We start from the raw sequence: 21,623 nt of genomic DNA, 5'->3' as shown, positions 1-21,623 counted from the left end.
ACCCCCCAGGTCATCCGTTCGACAGAGGGGACACAGTCATACCGGGCCCGGAGGCCAGCGGTCCCATTGCAGGACCGCGAAAAACATAACGGGGGCGGCATGCATCGGCAGGTGCTACTGGGTCGCGATACGGAGCGTCGCACGCTGGCCGCCCTGGTCGAGCAGGGGGCCGCCGGTTCGGGCGGTGCTACGGTGATCACCGGGGCGCCGGGGATCGGCAAGTCGGCGCTGGTCGCGGAGGCCGCGGGCGCGGCAGCACGCGGCGGGACCCGTGTGATCACCGCTGTGGGGGTCCAGTCGGAGGAAGACCTGCCCTGTGCAGGCCTGCACCAGTTGGTTCACCAACTGAGGGACGGAATCGACGACTTGCCGGGACGTCAGCGCACCGCGCTGCTCGCGGCCGTCGGGCTCGTCGACGAGACCGTACCCGATCTGTACCTCGTCGGCTTGGCCGCGCTGACCCTGCTGACGGACGCGGCGTCGAAGGCGCCGCTGCTGGTGGTCGTCGAGGACGCCCATTGGATGGACCGTGCCAGCATCGATGTGCTCGGGTTCGTGGCGCGGCGGATCGAATCCGACCCCCTCGTTCTGGTCGCCGTCACCCGGCGCCTCGACGACCGCCTCAGCAGTGCCGGCCTGCCTGTGCTGCACCTGGGCCCGCTCACGGACGAGGTGTCGGGGGAGGTGCTGGACGCGGTGGCCCCCGGACTGGGACAGCAGGTCAGACGGAGGCTGTTGGAGGAGGCCGCCGGGAACCCCCTGGCGCTGACCGAGTTGCCGGTCGCGCTGCAGTCGGTCGGCGGGGCGTACGCGCTCAATCCGGGCCCGCTGCCGCTGACCGCGCGGCTGGAGCGGACGTTCACGGCACGGGTCTCCCGCCTGCCGGCCGACACCCGCGCGGTCCTGCTTCTCTCGGCCCTCAATGGTGACGGGACGATGGAGGAATGCCTCGACGCGGCGACCCGGATGCTCGGGACGGCGGTCGACGTCGGTGTTTTCGAGGCGGCGATCGGCGCGGGCCTGGTGGAGGCCCGGGGGCTGGCCTTCAGACACCCCCTCGTCCGCTCGGCGATGCACCACGCCGCCACCGCCGTGGAGCGCCAGGCCGCGCACGCCGCGCTGGCCGCCGCGCTCCAGGGGCAGCCCGATCGGCAGGCATGGCACCATGCCGCCGCCACCGCCGGTCTCGACGAGAGAGTGGCACGGGAACTGGACTCCACTGCCGGCAGAGCCCTGCGGCGAGGCGGTGTCGCCGCAGCTCTCGCCGCGCTGAGGCGGGCGGCGGAGCTGACGAAGGACCCCTCCGCGCGGGCGGACCGGCTGCTCCGGGCGGCAGAACTCGCACTGGAGTCGGGCCAAGGAGATGTCGCGACGCATCTGCTGTCCCAGGCGCGCTCACTGGACCTTTCGGCCCGGGACCAAGGCCGCGCGGCCTGGGTCAGCATCGCTCTGGCCGAGGGGACGCGGGGCGAGGGCGCCGCGACCGCCGAGCTGGCCGAGCTGGCGGTCGAGACCGCCGCCGACGGCGAGTCGACACTGGGGCTGCGCATGCTGTGGAGCGCGGTCCTGCAGTGCTTCTGGGGAGAGCCGGGCCCGGCCGCCCGCGAGCGGGTCGCCGCCGCTGCCGACCGGATGCCCGTGCCCGCCGACAACGCCGACCTGGTCGCTCTGCGGGCGTACTCGGCGCCGGTCGAGCGTGGGCAAGGGGCTGTGGAGGGCCTGGCGAGTCAGCTGGAGCGCTCATCGGAGAACGCGGAGGGGGACCAGCTCCTGGGCGCCGCCGCCGTGACGGTGGGCGCTCCCGCCCTGGCGAGCCGGTTGACGGCGAGGTCGCTGGACGCCCTGCGAGCGCAAGGCAGGCTGTCGATGCTGGCCCGCGCCCTCTGCGTCCAGGCGGGGAGCGCCGCACGGCTGGGTGACGTACGCGCTGCTTCCCTCGCCGCGGAGGAGGCCGCGTCGCTCGCGCGCGAGACCGGTCAGCCTCTTGTGCACGCGATGGTGAATGCCATCCGCGCGCAGCTGGCCGCCGTCAGCGGCGACCCGGCGGCAGAGCAATGGGCGGCGGAAGCCGAACGCGAGGCCCTTCCCAGCGGAGGGCGCCCGGTGCTGGCCATCATGCAGATGGCCCGCGGGCAGGCGGCCCTCTGCCAGGGCCGCTACGGCGACGCGTTCGGCCACCTGCACCGCGTCTTCGACCCGGCCGACCCCGCCTTCCACTCCTGGCTGCGCTTCTACGCGGTCGCGGAGCTGGTCGAGGCGGCGGTGCGCAGCGAATCCGCGGAGGTGGCACGCGACATCATGCGGGAGCTGACCCCGCTCGGGGAATCGACGTCTTCGCCCGCCCTGCTCTGCGGGTTGCGACTGGGCCGGGCCCTGTTGAGCCCGCAGGATGCCGCCGAGCCGCTGTACAGGGCGGCCCTCGACGCCGTCCCCACGGACTGGCCGTTCGAGGGGGCGCGAGCACGCCTTGCCCTGGGCGAGTGGCTGCGGCGCCACCGGCGGCCCGCGGAGTCCCGCGTCGCCCTGCAGGCCGCACGCGAGATCTTCGACGCCCTCGGCGCGTCGGCATGGGCGGAGCGGGCACGGCAGGAGCTGCGCGCCGCGGGCGCCTCGTCCCCGCGCCAGGATCCGGCCGCGGTCGATCGGCTGACCTCGACCGAGCTGCATGTCGCCCAGCTCGCCGCGCAGGGTCTGACGAACCGGGAGATCGGCGAGCGGTTGTACGTCTCGCCCCGGACGGTGAGCACCCATCTCCAGCGGATGTTCCCCAAACTGGGGGTCACGTCCCGCGGCGAACTCGCTGCGGTGCTCGGCGGCACGACGACGTACCCCGAAAGCGCAGCGTCATGACGTACGCGCAAGACGCAGCACCCTGACGTACGTCGAAGCCGTAGTCCGACGGACGCGGCCCGACCCGCTCGATTCCTAGGTTTGCGCCATGCCCGGTACGCACACGGCGGACGGGCGGGAAGGCACACCATGGGAACCATCACCGTCGGCACCGAGGGCTCGACCGGCATCGACCTCTACTACGAGGACCACGGGTCGGGGCAGCCGGTCGTCCTGATCCACGGTTACCCGCTGGACGGGCAGTCGTGGGAGAAGCAGACCGATGCGCTGGTCAAGGCCGGCTACCGCGTCATCACCTACGACCGCCGTGGCTTCGGCCGGTCGAGCAAGACCATGACGGGCTACGACTACGACACCTTCGCCGCCGACCTGGACACCGTACTGACGCAGCTGGACCTGCGTGACGTGGTTCTCGTCGGATTCTCGATGGGCTCGGGCGAGGTCGCCCGCTACCTCGGCGTCCACGGCTCGGAGCGAGTAGCGAAGGCGGCGTTCCTCGGTTCGCTCCAGCCGTTCCTGTTGCAGACGCCGGACAACCCCACCGGTGTACCGCAGAGCGTCTTCGACGGCATCGCGGAGCAGGCGGAGGCCGACCGCTACGCCTGGTACGAGAGCTTCTTCGTCGACTTCTTCAACACCGACGAGACGCTCGGGTCGCGGCTCAGCGAGGCCGCGCTGCGGGCGAACTGGGCCACCGCCATCGATTCGGCGCCCAAGGCGGCCTACGCGTGCGTCCCGGCGTGGCTGACGGACTTCCGCGCCGACGTGGAGCGCATCGACGTGCCGTCGCTGATCCTGCACGGGACCGCCGACCGCATCCTGCCGATCGACGCCACGGCCCGCGAGTTCCGCCGCCGCCTGCCCGAAGCGCGGTACGTCGAGATCGACGGCGCTCCCCACGGGCTGCTGCTCACCCACGCGGCCGAGGTCAACGCCGCCCTGCTCGACTTCCTCGCCGCCTGAGAGCCGGCGCCTGTCACGAAAGGACCGCACTCCTGTGCCGGTTGTGAACAACCCTCTGTCGCAGCGCGACCGCGAGACCGCGGGAGCGGTGCTGCAGGCGACCCTGGCCGACCTGCTCGGCCTGTCCCTGGTGGCCAAGCAGGCCCACTGGAACGTGTACGGCCCGCGCTTCCGCTCGGTCCACCTCCAGCTCGACGAGGCCGCCACCGTCGCCCGGAACCACGCCGACACGGTGGCCGAGCGCGCGGCCGCCCTGGGCGTCAGCCCGGACGGACGGGCCGGGACCATCGCGAAAGCCAGTGGCGTGCCCGCCTTTCCGCCGGGCTGGACCAAGGACGGCGACGCCGTCGATGCCTTGGTGCACGCGCTCTCCGCCGTGACCGCAAGGCTGCGTGAGCGCATCGTCGCGATGGGCCCGGTGGATGTCGTCACCGAGGACCTCCTCGTTGGGCTGACGGCTGATCTCGAGAAGCAGAGCTGGATGTTCCAGGCGGAGAACCGGGTCTGATGGGGGAGAAGAGCATGGGTGTCGAGGGCACGAGCACCGACCGGTTCGAGCCGGTACGGGCGGCGCTGGTGGCACACCTCGAAGCCGGCGAGGAGTTGGGGGCGTCGATCGCCGTCGATGTGGACGGGGTCATGGAAGTCGATCTCTGGGGTGGCCACGCGGACGCGGCGCGGACCGTTCCGTGGCACCGGGACACGTTGGTGAGCATGTGGTCGACCACGAAGACCCTCACCAATCTCGCGGCTCTCATCCTCGCCGACCGGGGCGCGCTGGATCTGCACCGCCCGGTCGCGCACTACTGGCCCGAGTTCGCCGCCCAGGGAAAGGAGCACATCGAGGTGCGGCACGTTCTGGCCCACACCTCGGGACTCTCCGGCTGGGAGCAGCCCTTCTCCATGGAGGATCTCTATGACCGGCCCACTGCGAGTGCCCGGCTGGCCGCGCAGGCACCCTGGTGGGAGCCGGGCTCCGCATCCGGCTACCACGTCCAGACCCAGGGGCAGTTGGTGGGAGAACTCGTCCGGCGGGTCAGCGGCCGCAGCCTGACAGAGTTCGTCGCCACCGAGATCGCCGAGCCGGCGCAGGCGGATGTCCAGATCGGCGCGCGACGGGCCGACTGGCCGCGTATCGCCGATCTGGTGGCCCCCTCGCAGCCGGGCGGTATACCCACGGGTCTTGATCCCGAGGGGATCTTCACCAGGACGCTGCTCGGAAGCCCCGCGCGCGACGAGCACGTCGACACCCCGCAGTGGCGCTCCGCCGAACTCGGAGCCGTCAACGGACACGGCAACGCACGTGGCCTGGCCCGAGCTCTCTCCGTCATCTCGCGGCGCGGCCAGGTCAACGGCCGCCGGCTTCTCTCCGAGAAGACGGTGGACAAGGTGTTCGACGTCCAAGCCGACGGAGTCGACCTGTTCCTGGGCGTCCCCGTCCGCTGGGGCATCGGCTACGCGCTCACCGATCCGAGGACGATGCCGCACATGCCCACCGGGAGAATCTGCTTCTGGGTCGGCAGGGGCGGGTCGATCGTCATGATGGACCTCGACCGGCGCGTCACGTTCTCCTACACGATGAACCGGGTGGGCGACGGGCTCCTCGGTTCGGAGCGCACACACATCTACCTCAGGCATGTCTACGAAATCCTGGAGGCTACCGGCTGAGGTGTGGCCGTAGGCTCCGCGCGGGGGAGCCTACGGCACACCGCCGAACGTGCCGTCAACCGCCTCAAGATCTTCGCGCGGTCGCCCCACGCTGCGGGAAACGGCCCCGTATCCACCTCGACACCGTCGCACCCGCAGCACTCATGATCCGGCGCCGCACATGGACCATGGTCCGGGAAACATTGCGCAGGAACGCGCGTGTGCGGCCGTCATCCGGCTGAAGGGGAGCTCGCTCCCTCATCCGGTCGAGGCTTCCGCGCCCACAGTGCGACGAGGCAAGCGTCACGAAGAGCGAGGGCTACGCCACCAACTCGGCCATGGGCTCGATCACGCCGAAGAACCGCTGCCCGTGGCACGTCGCACCGCCCTCCATGTCCGCCAACCAGCAGTCCGCCTGCGGCTGAATCGGCCGGTCGCCCCAGGAGGACGGCGCTCCTCGCCCGGTGGAAGAGCGAGGCCGAAGCCTCAGGACCACCCTCGGGCCGCGGTGCGGCAGCCGCTTTCCGGGCCGCTGTCGGCCGCTGCCCACCAGCGCTCTGATCCGCCCTGCTCACGCGGCGTAGACGGACCCCCGTCAATCACGGACCGGCGAAACGACCCGGGCCCCGTACCCCGACGCACCCAGCTGCCTCGCCTTTCGGTCCGTCGAGCACCATCCATCGAACAAGAGGGATTTCACCCATGCGCAAGACCCACCTCGTCCGTCCGGGCAGCAGATCCGTACTGCTCGGTGTCACCGCGGCCGTCGGACTGTCCGTCGCCGCCGTCACCCTGCCCGCTGCGGCAGACGCCACGCCCCACCACCCCGTACGTCCGACGATCGTGCTGGAACACGGAGCGTTCGCCGACGCCGCGAGCTGGGACGGTGTCGTCGCCCGGCTGCAGCGCGCGGGCTACCCGGTGGTGTCCGCCGCCAACCCGCTGCGTGGTCCGGCGAGCGATGCCGCTTACCTGCGCAGCGTCCTCGACCACATCGACGGGCCCGTGGTCCTGGTCGGCCACTCCTACGGCGGCACCGTCATCAGCCAGGCCGCTGCGGGCCTCGAAGGCAAGGTGAAGGCACTGGTCTACATCGCGGCGTTCCTGCCGGACGAGGGCGAGAGCTCGATCGGACTGACGGACAAGTTCCCCGGCAGCACCCTCGGCCAAGCCGTCGAGTCCGTCCACTACGTCCTGCCTGGCGGTGACCAGGGCGCGGACGTGTACATCAAGCCGGAGAAGTTCCGCAGCCAGTTCGCCGCAGACGTGCCGAAGGACAAGGCCAGGCTCATGGCTGCGGGACAACGTCCGATCGCTGCCGCCGCTCTGGAGGAGAAGTCCACCCAGGCCGCCTGGAAGACGATCCCCTCCTGGTCCCTGGTGACCACGGAGGACCGCAACATCCCACTGGCTGCCCAGCGCTTCATGTCGGCCCGCGCCCATGCCCGCACGACGACCATCGACGCGTCACACGCGGTATCCGTATCCCGCCCCGAGGCCGTCACCCGCATCGTCGAGCAGGCGGCCCGCACGGTCCGCTGACCGAGGGCCCCGCCCTGTCGCTCATCGCACGTCCCCGCACAGCGGGTCTGATGCGGGTTCGGGTGACAGGCTGACCTGCCCCACCACCGCGGTTCCGGTTCTGGTGACCGAACCTCTTCATCCTGTGCTGGAGGGCGAAATGGGCTGTTCAGCGGGCGTGGTGACGAGACAGAGGCCCCTTTCGGCCCAGCTGGTGGTAGGCCCGTAACAGAGTCATCTGCAGTCCGGGCCTTCATCGAACGGGGTGGCTGCCAGGTGCCGCCAGCCACCCCGTTGCAGGTGCGTCAGTCGGTGCCATAGTGGCCGAAGTAGTCGACGATCAGGTCGATGTCCTCCCAGCCCTGGTTCCAGAAGGCGACCATGCCGCCTTCGGCGGGGGGAGCCTGGACGAGGTTGGCGACCGTCTTGCCTGTGGTCCAGTTCAGGTTGGACGAGATCGGACGCGCGGGCGGGGTGGCGGTGCCGTTTTCGTACTGCTCGCGGCTGTTGGGGTCTGGGGCGACGGACAGGAAGCCGCTGCCGGTGGTGTTGGTCACGGTGGTGTTCAGGACGTACGCCTCGACACCGGGGCGGCCCAGCCAGGGGAGGTAGTCGCGCGCCTGGAGGGCGCTGCCGGTTGTGCGGGTGTCGAATTCGCGTGTCGGGGTGGGGTGATGGGGTACGTAGGCGGCGTTGCTGTCGGGGGTGTAGTAGCCGTTGACGTCGATGACGACGTCGGTGGGCTGCCAGGAGCCGTTGCGGACGACGACCCGGCCGTCGGGGCCCACGGGGACGATGACCGAGTTGGCGACGGTCTGGCCGGTGGTGAAGTTCAGGTTGGACGCGGTCGGTGTGGCCTGTCCGCTGGGGTGGACGGTCAGGTGTCCGGCCTCGCGCGGGTTGGTGACCGTGACGTTGAGCGAGACGGCGGTGGCACCCTTGGGTACCCCGCCCACCCCGGCGATCTGTACGCCGACGGAGCTCTGGCCCGCGACCTGGCCCCTGGGAGCGCCCTTGCCCTCGCGGGTGTCGACGAACCGGGTGGGGGACAGTGCCTTGTAGCCGCTGGAGGCGGTGGGGATGAAGTAGCCGGTCACGTCGGCGATGAGGTCGACGGAACCCCAGCCGACGTTGTCCAGGTTGACGCGCCCGTCGCTGCCGACGGGCATGATGACCAGGTTGGGGACGGTCTCACCGGCGGCATAGTTGACGCTGGAGGTATTGGGCCGCGTGCGGCCGGAGCCGGAGGCGATGATGTGGCCGCTGTCGGTGGTGTTCGTGACGGTCAGATTGAGGACCACGGCGGTGACGTTGTCGGGAATGGTCCCCTGGCCGGTGACCTTGACACTGGTGTACCAGTTCGCGGGGACCTTGCCCTTCGCGACGCCGGTGCCGTCGCGGGTGTCCAGCAGACGCAGAGGCGCGTGCGGGGTGAAATCCGAGCCCTTCGTCCTCACGGCGACCTTGTTGGTGGCTTGAGTGTTGCTCGCGGGGCCGGTCGCGGTGACGGTGATCGTGTAGTCACCGACCTCGGCGTAGGAGTGCCGGCTCTCCAACGGTCTCTCGGTAGTGGTTGTGACCGTGTCGGTGGTGCCGTCGCCCCAGGAGATGGTGACGTTGAGGGGACCTTCCACACCCGTGAAGGTGGAATGCAGGAACATCCCGTGCGCGCTGGTGCCCCAGCTGTGCAGCCTGATCGAGAGGGGGCTGGTTTCGGAGGCAGAAGCCGTCCCGCTCTTGGCGGTCACCGCCGGGATACGCACAGTGCGGTCCTCGGGGCTGCTGAAGACTTCGGCTCCGGAGGCCTCTACCGCAGCCGGGTCCGCGTCTGGGGCGGAGGCGTGGTGGGGCTCGGGTGTGGGATGAGCCTGGGCCACGCCGGGGAGGAATCCAGCGCCGGCTGCCAGGGCAGTCGCGGCTATGACGAGTCGGCGCTTTCGCACGAGGCTCCTTTGTCGATGAGGTCGGTCCACCAGGCTGCCCGGCAGCCTGGTCTGTTGAGGTGGTTCCGCAAGGCATCAGGACTGGTTCGGCATTGAGCCTTGACCGGCTCGCCTCGGCGGACGGGGCCCGCCACCCCCTGCAGGGATGGCGGGCCGTGCGCTGCTCTGTTGGATCTGCGGTTACGGGGTGGGAGGCTCCGGCAGCGGAACCGGCAGCGGCAGCGGAGCCGTGCCCAGACTGGGGATGGTCCAGGTCTGGGCGGGGGATCCGTTGCAGTCGAAGAGCCAGAGCTGCCGGCCGGGCGTGGTGTCGTAGTTGCCCAGGTCGATGCAGCGCCCGGATACGGGATTGTAGATCGCGCCGTTGGCGCGGGGGAGGAACTGCTGGCTCTTGGCACTCGCGTCACACGTACGCAGTTCGATCAGCGTGGTGTTCACGGTGCCGCCGGCGACCGCGTTGAGGCACTTGCCGTGCGTCTGGATCGTGCCGTCGTTGCGGATCTGGAACTGCTGGGCGTTGGTGCCGTTGCAGCTCGCGATCTGGATCTTGTTGCCGTCGGTGTCACGGTCGTAGTCGTTGTCGACGCAGTTGGTCGCGGCGCCCGCCAGATGGATCGGGCTGGATGCGTTGAGGGCGGTGACCGGTGCGGCGTACGGGTAGGCGGCGAGGTTGCTGATGCCGCCGACGAACCCGCTGTCGGTCACGTGGGCGGGCTGCCCGTCCTTCTTGAAGCGGCCCATGACGAGCGGGCCCGTCGGGGCCTGGCTGGTGGTGGCGGTGTGGTGGCCGGTGCTGGCGAGGGTGCCGTTGACGTAGAGGCGCATCCCGCCGGTTGCGGCGTTGTAGACGGCGGAGATGCGGGCCCATTGGCCGGGGGTGAAGCGTGCCGCGCTGTTGACGGCGAGGTCGGTCCAGTCGTACATCAGGCCGTCGGTGTCACCGCGGGCGATGGCGAAGCGCCATGCCTGGCCATTGGGGTCGGCGTAGAGGAGGAAGGCGCTGCTGCGAGTGCCGTCCTGACTGGCGATGATGCCGCCGTTGGTCGTCGCGGCCTTGGCCCAGGTGGTGAGGGTGAAGCTGCCTCGTGTGTCGACGGCCTTGGTGGTGCTGGTGATGCTTGAGGCCTTGCCCTGGAACGCCGCATAGGTGGTCTCGCGACCGTTGATGGGTTCCTTGGTGAAGGTGATGCCTGCCGGGGTGGCGGGGTTGCTGCCGGCCGGTGCGGTGGCGGCGTCGTAGCCGACTTCGTCGCGGACCTTGGTACCGGCCAGGGCGGTGGTGGTGAGACCCCACTGGGCGGCGGGCCGGTTCAGGTCGGCCAGCACGACGGGGGAGGTGTCGACTCCGGTAACCGTGGCATTCTGATTGCCGCTGCTTGGCTGGGACCCGGTGCCGTGGAAGGAAACGAGCTGCTGGTTGGTGTCGACAGCCCACAGATCGGGGATGCCGTCGTCGCTGATGTCTCCGCTGGAGCCGATGCGAGGGTAGGTCTTCGGATCGATCTTGCCCGCGACCAGTCCTGCGGCCGGGTCGGCGAAGCCGGTCAGGTCGGTTGCGCTCTTGACGGTGAAGGCGTGCAGGGTGCCGCCGTCGGTCTGGGAGCGGGCCCACAGGGTCGGGAAGGTCGTGCCCTGGGCGCGGCCCGGCGCGATCAGGTCATAGCCGTCCCACTTGGTGTCGTTTCCGGACAGCAGGATCGCTTGCGGTGCCAGCTTGCTGCCGGTGCCGGCAGTGGCGAGCCACAGGCGTCCGTTCTCGACGAAGAGCAGGGACGTCTGGGGGAGAGATCCGCCGGCTTCACCGGTGACTCCGCCGAACGCCGCGATCTGCGTCACCTTGGCCCAGTCGGTTCCGTAGCTGTTGGTGGCGCAGGGAATGACCGTCGTCCTGTCGGACTTCAGGCAAGTGGTGGGCTTGGCGATGCTGGTGGCAGCCTGGCCGTCGAACCAGCCACCGCTGCCGTCATTGTCATAGACGTACAGGTAGGGGCTGCCGTTCTGGTGGGCGAAGAGGTCGTCGACGGTCTTGTAGCCCAGGCTGCCGCGGTGACTGATCTGGATTCCGTTCCAGTTTCCGCTGTTGCCGGGCGCGGTGACCATCTTGGCGCGGGGCGCGCCGTAGGGGTCTTCGCCGCCACCGATTTTGCGGAGGTCGCCTGCTGTGTCGGGCAGCAGGATGTCGGGCTTGTTGTCTCCACTGATGTCACCGAAGACGGATGTTCCGGCGTCGGGGTTGGAGGGGGCGTAGTAGCTGTAGACGAACGGCTGGGACATGTTGCCCGCGTTGTCCTGGGTCTGCAGGTAGACGTAGTTGGTGCCCCAGCGGCTTGGCTGGATCGTGATGTCGGCCTTGCCGCCGGTCAGCTTGACGATGCCCGCCGCCGTGTCGGTGCACTTCCAGCCGGTGGCGGCCGCCTTGACCGGATCGGTGGTCCACCGGGCGCATGCCAGACCGGACGTCCGACCGCCACCCACTGGCGCGAGGTCGGTGCCGGTGAGCGTGAACGTACCGGGTTCTCCCGCGCGCTTGGGGTGGGCACCGATGGTGCCGGAGGCGGGGAAGTCAGTGGAGGTGATAGTCGCGGTCGGCGGGGTGCGGTCGACGCGGAAGAAGCACATCTCGGTGTTGGCGCTGGTGAGCGTGCCGTCCGTGGTGCGGGCCTGCCAGCCGTACTGGTGGCCGTCCGTCAGCGACCCGATGTCGACCGTGACGGCGCCGTAGCTGCTCTGCCATCCGGTCTCGGCGTACTTCGTCTCACCGTTCTTGTCGTCGTCCCAGTACTGGAACGCCGTCCAGAGCTGCTGGCCGGTGGCCGAGTAGGTGGAGGTCGTCAGGGTGATGTTGTTGTTCGCGCCGACCCAGCCCGGGTTGTCCCACGGGTTGGTGGTGCCCGGGGTGCGGCAGTCGGCGTAGGAGCCGCTGTCGGCGAAACCGGGGGTGGGCGCCGCGCGCGGCCACCACACGGTGGGCTGGATGTCGTACTCCACCACGATGTGCGGGGTGTTGGTGAACCGCTGACGGTAGTACTTGTTGTACTCGTCGTCGGGCGCGAGGCCGAGAGTGATCGTGGGCCACTTGTTCGCGACCGCAGTCTTCACCAGGTCCTTGACACCGAACTGGATGTCACCCGACCCGGACATGTTCACGGTCCCGACCTTGCTGCAGCCGCCCATGCGCGAGTTCTTGTCGCAGGGCTGGCGGTTCCAGCTGGTCGGGCTGCTGATGTAGCCGGTGGAGTACAGGCCCATCGGGGTGACCGTGCTGGGGCTGGAGGAGGACACGACGTCCGCGTGGAACGTTGCGTTGATGACCTCGGCCCCGTGCAGGCGAGAGTCCACACCGATCTGGAAGTAGGCGCGCGAGCGGCCCTCCCGGTCGCACGGGGGATTGCCCACGATGTAGCCGCAGTAGCCGGCGGCCGGCTTGTCCTGCCCGTACTGGGTGCCGTTGTACTCGTTCGTGTCCGGGAACGCCTCCTGGACCTGCGCCCAGGCCTGGTTGGCATTGTCGAGCGTCGGGTTCCAACCCGGGTCGATGTACCACGGGCCGGTGCCCTGGCCGAGGAGCGCGGCGTCGGGGACGAGCTGGATGCCCTTGGCATCCACCGTCGTGGCGATGCTCTGGACCGTGGCACCCGTGCCGGGACCGTCGGTGCTCGACGGCGTCGCGGAGGTCTCGGTCAGGGCGGAGCGGGAGGCCTGGGTCTGCGCCGACTTCATGAGCGGGGCAGGCGCGGGGGCGGCCGAGCCGGCCGAGTCCCACATGAGCGGGGCCGGGGCGGAGAAGCGGGTCTTGCCCTGGCCGTCGGCGGCCTTCAGGTTGCCGGCTCCGTCGGCGCTCACCGTGAGGCCGTCGGCTTCGACGGCGAGCTGCAGTTTCTTGACGGCGGGGTTGGCGGCGGCCTCCGGGGTGCGCACGACCAGGACCTGGCGCCAGCCGCCGAGGGTGGTGGCGCTGAGCTCGAGGTCCACGCCGGGCAGGACGGAGGCGTACAGGGCGCTGTCGCCGTTGAGGGAAGGCTTCGGCAGCGGGAAGGGGGCCTTGAGGGCAAGCTTCTTGCCGTCGGTCGTGGTCATGGTGGCCATCGGGCCCGTGCCGCCGCCGGAGAGGCTGAGTGCGGACGGCACGGCCGCCGGGGACACGGTGCCGTCGGCGTTGGGCCGCAGTGTGGCGTCGACCGTCTGCCACGCGCCGGCGGCGGTCTTGATGCGCTGCGGCACGGGGGAGGTGTCGGTGCTGAGCGAGCCGGTCGGCGTCGCAAAGGTCTGCGAGTGGGCCGTTGTCAGGTACTCGACGAGCACGGGCTTGCCGCTGCTCCTGGCCTGTGCCTTGGCGGTGTCGATCGCCGCTGTCAGCGCCGAGTTGGGGTTCGAGCCGGGAGTGGGCCAGGCAGTGTCGGCGGGGCCGTGCCCGCGGGTGTCCTCGGCGTAGGCAGGCGGGCCTGCGAGCAGTGTGCCGCCAAGGGCGAGCAACACGGCCCCGGCGACGGGGAGCGTGAGCGAGCCGGTGGCTCGCCGTCTGCGTCGGACCCTGGGGCCGGAGTGGGAGGAACGGATGGCTGGCCTCATGGGCGAGGGTCCTCGCTGTCGGCAGAAATGAACAGAAGTCAGGCGCACATTCGCCGCCGTTCACGACGTTGTCAAAGTGTTTAAGATCGAGATGTCCGGATGGCGGTGCGACGTGACGGCTTGTCCAGCGAGTGACATCCCCCACCTGAGAAAATGCTTAAAGATCGCTTATCTTTTACACGAAACCTTCATAGGGTGCGGCTGATTCGGACACAACTGGTCCGCTTCGTCCGTGTTCTTTCTCTGTGGGGGATCCTGTTGTTCCGTCGGGGTGGCTTCGCCGTGCGCTCACAGCGCAGGCGGGCGCGAGTTGCGGTTGTCGCCGCACTCGCTGTCGTCGTGTCAGGGCTAGGGCTTCCAGCAGCCCAAGCAGCCAACAAACCACCGAAGGTGTGGGTACCGCCGAACACGGCCCTGCCCAACTCCAAGGCAGTCAAGGGCTCCAACGCCAAGACTGCCGCCAAGGAGACCATCACCGGCAAGGCGTGGAAGCCCGCCAAGGCGTCAAAGGCCCCCACCGGCTCCAACCGGGTCGAGATCAGCAGGCAGCCTGCCGACCGCCCCGCCGACCCCTCGAAGACCGGCCAGGCAGGCAAACTGCCCGTCTGGATCGCATCCGGAAAGACAGCCAACCGCTCCACGCCCCTGTCCGAACTCGCCACCTCTCCGGCCACGCCCGCCACGGGCAGCGTCAACGTCGAGGTGAAGGACGCCAAGGCCACCCGAGCCGCCGGCGTGAACGGCGCACTCATCGCCCTCACCGCTCCCGTCGGCGCCGCCACATCCGGCAACGTCGAACTCACGGTCGACGCTTCCGCCTGGGCCAAGAACGCCGGCGCCAACTGGGGCGCCCGAGCCCGCCTGGTCCAGCTGCCCGCCTGTGCGCTGACCACCCCGGGCGCACCGGCCTGCACCGGCCGCAAGCCCCTCACGACACACCGCGACGCCTCCGGCCGTCTCGTCGCCGAGATCGACATGCCCAAGCGGCCCGCAGCGCGAACGTCCGGCCCGACGGCGCAGGCCGACGCCAAGGCAGCCCTCGCCGCGGCACCGCAGATGCTGGCCCCGCAGAACATCGCCCTGGCCATGGAGCCCGGCCCGTCGAGCAACCTCGGCGACTACTCCGCGACACCGCTACTGCCCTCGGCCTCGTGGCAGGCGGGAGCGAACGCGGGCAACTTCACCTACGGCTACACCGCCGAAATCCCGTCGGCGATCGCAGGCGCGGCGCCGAGCCTGGTGCTCGGCTACGACTCCTCCTCCATCGACGGCCGCACCGCGTCCACGAACGCGCAAGCCGGCCTGATCGGCGAGGGCTGGGACTGGCACCCCGGCTCCATCTCCCGCTCGTACAAGGGCTGCAAGGACGCCGGCATCGCAAACTCGGGCGACGAGTGCTGGGCCGGCGACATCCTCTCCCTCTCGATGGCCGGTCACGCAGGCCAGATCGTCCGCGACGACACCACCTGCGAGTACCGCCTGCAGGGCGACGACGGCACGAAGATCGAACGCCTCACCGGCCAGCGGAACTCCGCCTGGAAGGGTGAGGCCTTCAAGGTCACCACCACCGACGGCACCCAGTACTACTTCGGCTCCAACCGCCTGCCCGGCGGCGACGGCACCGACCCCCAGGCCGATTCCGTCTCCACCGTCCCGGTCTACTTCAACAGCGGCCAGGACAAGTGCCTGGGCGCGGCCACCCCCGCCAACGGCACCTGGCAGCAACTGGGCTGGCAGTGGAACCTCGACTACGTCGTCGACCCCCACCAGAACCTGACCTCCTACCGCTACGCCCAGGAGACCAACCACTACGCGCGCGGCGGCGGCCAGAACAACGGCACCGGCACCCCCACCGCCTACCAGCGCGCCTCCTACCCGACCTGGATCGGCTACGGCCAGCGCCTGCCCGACCAGATCACCGCCAAGGGCCTCGCCAACACCGCAGCGCAGATCAAGCTGGGCATCGCAGACCGCTGCTTCGAAACGGGCACGGCCTGTGACCCCGCGCAGCGCAAGACCAACCCGACAGCATGGGGCGACACCCCGGTCGACCAGGAGTGCACGGCCACCGGACAGTGCCTGAGCCTGTCGCCCACCTACTTCTCCACCAAGCGCCTGACAAAGATCGAAACCGAGGTCCTCGGCACCGGCGGCTACCGCAACATCGACACCTACAACCTCAAGCAGCGCTTCGAGCCCTCGGGCGACGGCTCCGCGCCCACCCTGTGGCTGGAGTCGATCCAGCGCAGCGCGACCAACGCCCGCCCGAAGCTGGACGTACCGCCCGTGATCTTCGGGCAGCCCAAGCAGATCCCCAACCGCGTCGACGGCCCCGTCAAGCGCCCGAACGGCACCGAGGCCACCACCTCCCCGTTCCACCGGCCGCGCATCCAGGAGATCACCACCGAGACCGGCGGCCGGATCAACGTCGTCTACAAGGCCCCGGAGTGCTCCCGCCTCAAGGGCACCATGCCCGCCGCCGCGGACACCAACGCGATGGCCTGCATGCCGGTCAAGTGGTACCTGCCCGACCAGTCCTTCCCCGACCCGGTCGACGACTGGTTCCACAAGGTCGTCGTCCAGTCCGTCACCCAGCAGGACATGGTCGCCGGCCAGACCACCGTCGTCACCGACTACGAGTACGGCGGCGGCATCGCCTGGCACCGCAACGACTCCGAGTTCACCGACTCCAAGACCCGCACCTGGGACCAGTTCCGCGGCTACGCCACCGTCACCACCCGCACCGGCAACGGCAACAGCGCCGAAGCACCGCGCACCAAGTCCGTCGCCACCTTCCTGCGCGGCATGGACGGCGACGTCCTCGCCAACGGCACCAAGCGCAGCGTGAACGTCCCCGACGCCCACGGCGGCACCATCAAGGACGAGGAACACCTCTCCGGATTCGTCCGCCAGACCCAGACCTACGACCGCGACGGCGGCACCGTCATCGCCGACGAGGTCTCCACCCCCTGGGTCCGCACCACACCCACCGCCACCCGCGCCCAGTCCGGCGGCATGCCCGCCATCACCGCCCGCGTGATGAACACCGGCAAGGTCACCAGCCGCGCCAAACTCGCCGACGGCACCTGGCGGATCAGCGAACGCACCTCCACCTACGACGACACCGCCTTCTCCAGGCCCCTCCAGGTCGACGACAAGAGCGACCTCTCCCGCCCCGACCAGCGCCTGTGCACCACCTTCACCTACGCCGCAGGCCCCGCAGGCGCGCTCACCCAGCTCGCCTCCCGCACCCTGATCCTCAAGGGCGCCGGCGGCTGCACAGGACCCGCGACCGCCGCGAACACCGTCGGTGACACGCGCGCCTACTTCGACGACAAGCCCCTCGGCCAGGCCGGCACCACCGCAAACCAGACCGGCACCGAGATCCTGGAGAAATACGACGCCGCGGGCCAGCCGGTCTACCGGCTGAACATCACCTCCACCTACGACGTCTACGGCCGCCTGGCGACCAGCACCAACAAGCTCCGCAAGGACACAGCCCACCCCGACGGCGCGGTCACCAAGACCGAGTACCGGGCCCTGCCCAACGCGCTGCCGTACGAGGTCACCCACACCAACCCCCTCGGCTGGAAGACCACCACCACCCTCGACACCGGCCGCGCGCTGCCGATGAAGACCACCGACGAGAACGGCCACGTCGCCGAACGCGGCTACGACTCCCTCGGCCGGGTCACCACCATCTGGCAGCCGGGCCAGGACCGGACCGTCGACCCGCCGGTCCGCAAGTTCTCGTACAGCATGAACGGCGCCAACGCGCCGACAACCGTTCTGAGCCAGACGCTCATGAACGACAACTCCTACATCAACAGCTACACCATCTACGACGGCCTCGGCCGCGTCCGCCAGACCCAGGCCCACACGCCCTCCGGCGCCTACGGCCGGATGATCACCGACGCCCTGTTCGACTCCCACGGCCGCCAGGTCAAGACCAGCGCGCCGTACTACAACGACCAGGCCGCCCCCGGCGGCGCCCTGTTCCTGCCCAACGGCGGGGTGAACCCGGACAGCAAGATCCCGGCGCAGACCGTCTCGGTCTTCGACGGCCTCGGCCGCCCGACCGCGTCGGTTTTCCAGTCCTACGGCATCGAGCAGTGGCGCTCTAAGACCGAGTACCCCGGAGCCGACGAGGTCCGCTCGATCCCGCCCGCAGGTGGCTACGCCACGACGCGCATCTCCAACGGCACGACCTCCCTCCTGCGCCAGTACAAGGGCAACGCTCCCACCGGCGATTACGACGAGACCCTCTACGAGGTCAACACCCAGGGCCAGGAACTGCGGCGCAAGGACTCCGCCGGCAACGAGTGGACCTTCGCCTACGACCTGCTGGGCCGCACGGTGAAAACCACCGACCCGGACTCCGGCATCGCCACCACGGCCTACGACGACGCCAACAACCTCGTCACCGTCACTGACGCCCGCGGCAAGAGCGCGACCACCGTCAGCGACATCCTGGGCCGCACCGTTGCGACGTACGAGGGTAAGGCGGTCGACGAGGCCAAGCAGGTCGGTGCCTTCACCTACGACAGCCTGCCCAAGGCCCTCGGCAAGCCCGCCACCACCACCCGCTACGTGGGCGGCAAGTCCGGCACGCCGTACCTCAGCGAGGTCACCGGTTACGACGGCGGCTACCGGCCCCTTGGCACCAAGGTCACCATCCCGGCGGCCGAGAAGCAGCTCGCCGGTACCTACGAAACGAAGAACACCTACGACAAGTACGGGCAGCTTCAGACGACCGACCTGCCGGCCGTCACGGCCGCCGGCCTGGCTGCTGAAACCCTGACGTTCAACTACAACATCGCGGGCAGCTTCACCTTCCTCGACGGCACGATCAACTCGGTGACCACGCCGTACGTCGTGGACATGCGCTACGACCCCTACGGCCGTGCCATCCGTACCACCATCGGAGGCACCGGTAAGCAGGTCGTCTCCACGATCGACTACGACCAGGCCACCGGCCGGCCCGTCCGCTCCACCCTGGACAAGCAGACCGCGACGAGGGCCAGCGTCGACGCCGTCGACTACACCTATAACCGGGTCGGTCAGCTGACATCGATCAGCAACACCCAGGACGGCGCCAGCCGCGACCTGCAGTGCTTCACCCACGACTACCTCGGCCGCCTCACCCAGGCTTGGACCGACACCGGCACCACCAGCACGGCTCCCCAGCCCAGCGTCCGCGGGATCGGCGGCTGCACCAACAGCACCGCACCCGCGGTCGACGGGACCGGCAAGCCGAGCGTGGGCGGGCCCGCCCCGTACTGGCAGCAGTACGAGTACGACAAGATCGGCAACCGCACCAAGCTGGTGAGGAAGGACGTCACCGGCAACACGGCCAAGGACACGACGGTCACCCAGACCTTCGGCGCCGGCCCCAACGTCCCGTCCTTGGACCCCCAGACCGGTGGAGGGACGGGCGGCCCGCACGCCCTGATGAAGTCCACCGAGACCAGTGCGACGGGCACGAAGGTCACCTCGTACACCTACGACGCCGGCGGCAACACCGCCTCCATCACCAGCACGCCGGGCACCAAGACACTGACCTGGAACGACCAGGGCAAGCTCGACAAGATCACGGGTACCGGAGAGAGCGCCGGCACCAGCTACGTGTACGACACCGGCGGCAACCAGCTCATCCGCCGCGACCCGGGCAAGACCACCCTCAACCTCGGCACCGACCAGATCACCCTGGACACTGCCACCGGCAAGGTCTCCAACGTCCGTACCTACGGCGCCCCCGGCGGCCTGTCCATCACCCGCACCACCACCGCCGGAACGTCTAACCTCACCTACCAGTCCTCCGACCACCACGGCACCAACGGCGTCCAGCTCAACGCCACCGACCTCAACCACATCCGCCGCCCCGCCGACCCCTTCGGCAACGAACGCGGCACCCAGCCCACCCCCGGCACCTGGGCCGGCGACAAGGGCTTCGTCGGCGGCACCAAGGAACAGGCCACCGGCTTCACCCTCCTCGGCGCCCGCGAATACGACCCCACCACCGGCCGCTTCATCAGCCCGGACCCGATCATCGACCCCAGCGACCCACAGCAGTGGAACGCCTACGCCTACTCCAACAACGACCCCATCAACAAGTCCGACGCGACCGGCCTGAAGGTCTTCTGCGACAACTTTTCCGCCTGCTCCCACAACACACAGACCGGAACGACCAGCAACGCCAACGCCTCCCAGTCCGCCCACGGGGGCGGGGACGGCGGTTCTGACGGCCCCACGAAGGAACTGAACAAGGCCAACGGCGAGCTGAACAAGGCCAAGAAGCGTCGCGACGCCCTCAAGCACGCCGTGGTCGACCTGGTCATGGACCTCATCGGCTACAACGACGCCCGTGACTGCTTCACCAAGGGCGACGTCATGGCCTGCATCAACACCGCCCTCAACGCCGTCCCATGGGGCAAGGTCGCCAAGGCCATCAAAATAGGCATCCAAGCCTTCAAGATCTACAAAGAGCTGAACAAAGCCTACGCAGCCGTCGACGCCGCCGAGGGCAAGGTATCCCAGGCCATGGCGGCCGTCACCAAAGCCAAGAAAGCCGACGACGAAGCAGCCGCAGCCGCAGCCCAAGCACGCAAGTCAGCGGACGAAAAAGCAACGACAGAGTCGGCCAGCGACAGCGCCGGCACACAGTCCAAAGCCGACAGAGGCGACACCGACGCCGAGGCGAGCGGCGGAGGAGCAGACGCACGCTCCGGCGACTCAGCAGCGCCGACGTGCACCAAGCAGAACAGCTTCCCCACCGGCACCCGCGTCCAGATGGCCGACGGGACGAGCAAGCGCATCGAGGACGTCGAAGTAGGCGACAAGGTCCTCGCCACCGACCCTCAGACCGGCGAAACCGCACCCCAGACGGTGACGGCCACCATCACCACCCCGGACGACAAGGAATTCACCGACCTCACCCTCACTGACGACGCCAATCCCCGCGGCCCGCCTGCCACCCTCACCTCCACCTCCCACCACCCGCACTGGAGCGAAACCCGCCGCCAGTGGCTCGACGCCGGCGAATTCACCCCGGGCGAGCAACTCCGCAAGCCCGAAGGCACCACCCTCACCGTCCAGACCACCCGCACCTATCCCCTTGCCGTCACCACCCACAACCTCACCGTCGACGACTTCCACACGTACTATGTGCTGGCGGGGGCCGCTCCCGTCCTCGTTCACAATTGCGAGCTCAGCTACGGCGAAGCCTCAGAGAAGGCGAACCAGGCACTGGCCGCTAAACTCGACGAAATGCACTCAACGATGTCTCGCTCCAAGATTCGTGAATTTGCAATGGGGTCCGCAGCTGTCGACCGGAAAACTGGGAACGTAGCAGTCGGCATGAAGAAGACCGGAGATGGCGCCTTCTGCGCGGAGGACATTTGTCGAGCCGATCTTGTCGCCAGAGGCGCGAATCCGGAAGACATCGTCTATAGCGTGCCGCTTCGCCCATTGAAGCGCACCCCTGCCCCTGTGTGTACGCGGTGCGAAAGTCGAACTACTCGTGATCAGTTCGCTCCTGGAACTGAATGGGAGAGTGATCTAGGGTGAAATCGTCCGAAGAGTGGGATTGGGAATCCCTCACGACCCTGAGTGTTCCTTCGAACCAGCTTCGACAGCATCTTGGGCGACTGCTCGGGAGTGATGCAGAGGAGCGCAACCGTGCAGGCGGGCTGCTCTACTGCGAGGTCGCTAATCAAGGGCAGCTGTACAGTGCCGCTGCTCCGTGCGTCGACATCATCGCGGAGCACGTAGGGTGCGGAGGGGACCTTAATTCAGACTCCGTAGCCTTGCTTGAATCGATTCTCAACGCCAGGTCTCGTGGACTCCAAGCACTAGTTGACGGAGTCTCAGTGGATGTTGCCGAGTACTGCAGAAGAAGAATCCTTGATCTCCTTCCGGAGATTCTCCAGAAGGCTGATGGGGAGGACCTTGAGCTGTTTCGAGAGGTCTGCTTTCTGATTCCTCAGCTCGCCGATTCGTCGAATGAGGTTGTTAAGTTCCTCAGTAATTCGATCTCGCGATTCGAAGGTGAACTGCGACGCGTCTCCAGTGAGGCCTTGGAAGAGGCTGAGGAAGTTCTACGCGGCGGGCATATGCCTTAATAGTGGCAGC

9 protein-coding genes are annotated in these 21,623 nt (G+C 68.9%); 7 read left to right on the top strand and 2 right to left on the bottom strand.

Translation table 11 applies throughout. The features are described 5' to 3' along the window. Positions 1-99: 99 nt before the first annotated feature. From ACZ6JS_RS34350 to ACZ6JS_RS34330, 5 genes are all read left to right on the top strand, one after another. A complete protein-coding gene (locus ACZ6JS_RS34350) occupies positions 100-2,850 on the top strand; it encodes an AAA family ATPase (protein ID WP_469303883.1) in 2,751 nt (916 codons plus the stop codon). Positions 2,851-2,979: 129 nt separating this feature from the next. After that, positions 2,980-3,813, top strand: coding sequence for an alpha/beta fold hydrolase (locus ACZ6JS_RS34345; protein WP_469303882.1), 834 nt, complete (start codon positions 2,980-2,982; stop codon positions 3,811-3,813). A 34-nt stretch (positions 3,814-3,847) separates the two neighbouring features. Next, positions 3,848-4,321 carry a Dps family protein gene (locus tag ACZ6JS_RS34340; protein WP_469303880.1) on the top strand — a complete coding sequence of 158 codons (474 nt, stop codon included), beginning with the start codon at positions 3,848-3,850 and terminating at the stop codon, positions 4,319-4,321. Next, positions 4,321-5,481 carry a serine hydrolase domain-containing protein gene (locus ACZ6JS_RS34335; RefSeq protein WP_469303879.1) on the top strand — a complete coding sequence of 387 codons (1,161 nt, stop codon included), beginning with the start codon at positions 4,321-4,323 and terminating at the stop codon, positions 5,479-5,481. Before ACZ6JS_RS34340 ends, ACZ6JS_RS34335 begins: the two co-directional genes overlap by 1 nt. 681 nt (positions 5,482-6,162) lie before the next feature. Beyond that, on the top strand, positions 6,163-7,002 hold the full coding sequence (locus tag ACZ6JS_RS34330; protein ID WP_469303877.1) for an alpha/beta fold hydrolase: 840 nt from the start codon (positions 6,163-6,165) through the stop codon (positions 7,000-7,002). Positions 7,003-7,286: 284 nt separating this feature from the next. Here ACZ6JS_RS34330 and ACZ6JS_RS34325 read toward each other — a convergent pair whose 3' ends face one another. Together ACZ6JS_RS34325 and ACZ6JS_RS34320 are read right to left on the bottom strand one after the other, a co-directional pair. After that, the gene (locus ACZ6JS_RS34325; RefSeq protein ID WP_469303875.1) at positions 7,287-8,744 is read right to left on the bottom strand and encodes a PKD domain-containing protein; all 1,458 of its coding nucleotides are present in this window, start codon (positions 8,742-8,744) and stop codon (positions 7,287-7,289) included. Between the two features lie 360 nt (positions 8,745-9,104). After that, the gene (locus ACZ6JS_RS34320) at positions 9,105-13,493 is read right to left on the bottom strand and encodes a ricin-type beta-trefoil lectin domain protein (RefSeq protein ID WP_469303873.1); all 4,389 of its coding nucleotides are present in this window, start codon (positions 13,491-13,493) and stop codon (positions 9,105-9,107) included. Between the two features lie 390 nt (positions 13,494-13,883). Between ACZ6JS_RS34320 and ACZ6JS_RS34315 the strand changes: the two genes are divergently transcribed. Together ACZ6JS_RS34315 and ACZ6JS_RS34310 are read left to right on the top strand one after the other, a co-directional pair. Then, positions 13,884-21,059 carry a polymorphic toxin-type HINT domain-containing protein gene (locus tag ACZ6JS_RS34315; protein WP_469303871.1) on the top strand — a complete coding sequence of 2,392 codons (7,176 nt, stop codon included), beginning with the start codon at positions 13,884-13,886 and terminating at the stop codon, positions 21,057-21,059. Beyond that, a complete protein-coding gene (locus ACZ6JS_RS34310; RefSeq protein WP_469303869.1) occupies positions 21,056-21,613 on the top strand; it encodes a hypothetical protein in 558 nt (185 codons plus the stop codon). Before ACZ6JS_RS34315 ends, ACZ6JS_RS34310 begins: the two co-directional genes overlap by 4 nt. Positions 21,614-21,623: the final 10 nt, after the last annotated feature.

The organism is Streptomyces sp. NPDC046349 (assembly GCF_055587885.1).
The sequence above is the reverse complement of the archived record's forward strand: the minus strand, read 5'-3'. Positions and strand labels throughout refer to the sequence as shown.

What these genes read in the sequence shown, in the direction of transcription:
- ACZ6JS_RS34345 (WP_469303882.1), top strand. Translation starts at nt 2,980, where the DNA reads ATGGGAACCATCACCGTCGGCACCGAGGGCTCGACCGGCATCGACCTC.
- ACZ6JS_RS34320 (WP_469303873.1), bottom strand. Translation starts at nt 13,493, where the DNA reads ATGAGGCCAGCCATCCGTTCCTCCCACTCCGGCCCCAGGGTCCGACGC.
- ACZ6JS_RS34335 (WP_469303879.1), top strand. Translation starts at nt 4,321, where the DNA reads ATGGGGGAGAAGAGCATGGGTGTCGAGGGCACGAGCACCGACCGGTTC.
- ACZ6JS_RS34330 (WP_469303877.1), top strand. Translation starts at nt 6,163, where the DNA reads ATGCGCAAGACCCACCTCGTCCGTCCGGGCAGCAGATCCGTACTGCTC.
- ACZ6JS_RS34350 (WP_469303883.1), top strand. Translation starts at nt 100, where the DNA reads ATGCATCGGCAGGTGCTACTGGGTCGCGATACGGAGCGTCGCACGCTG.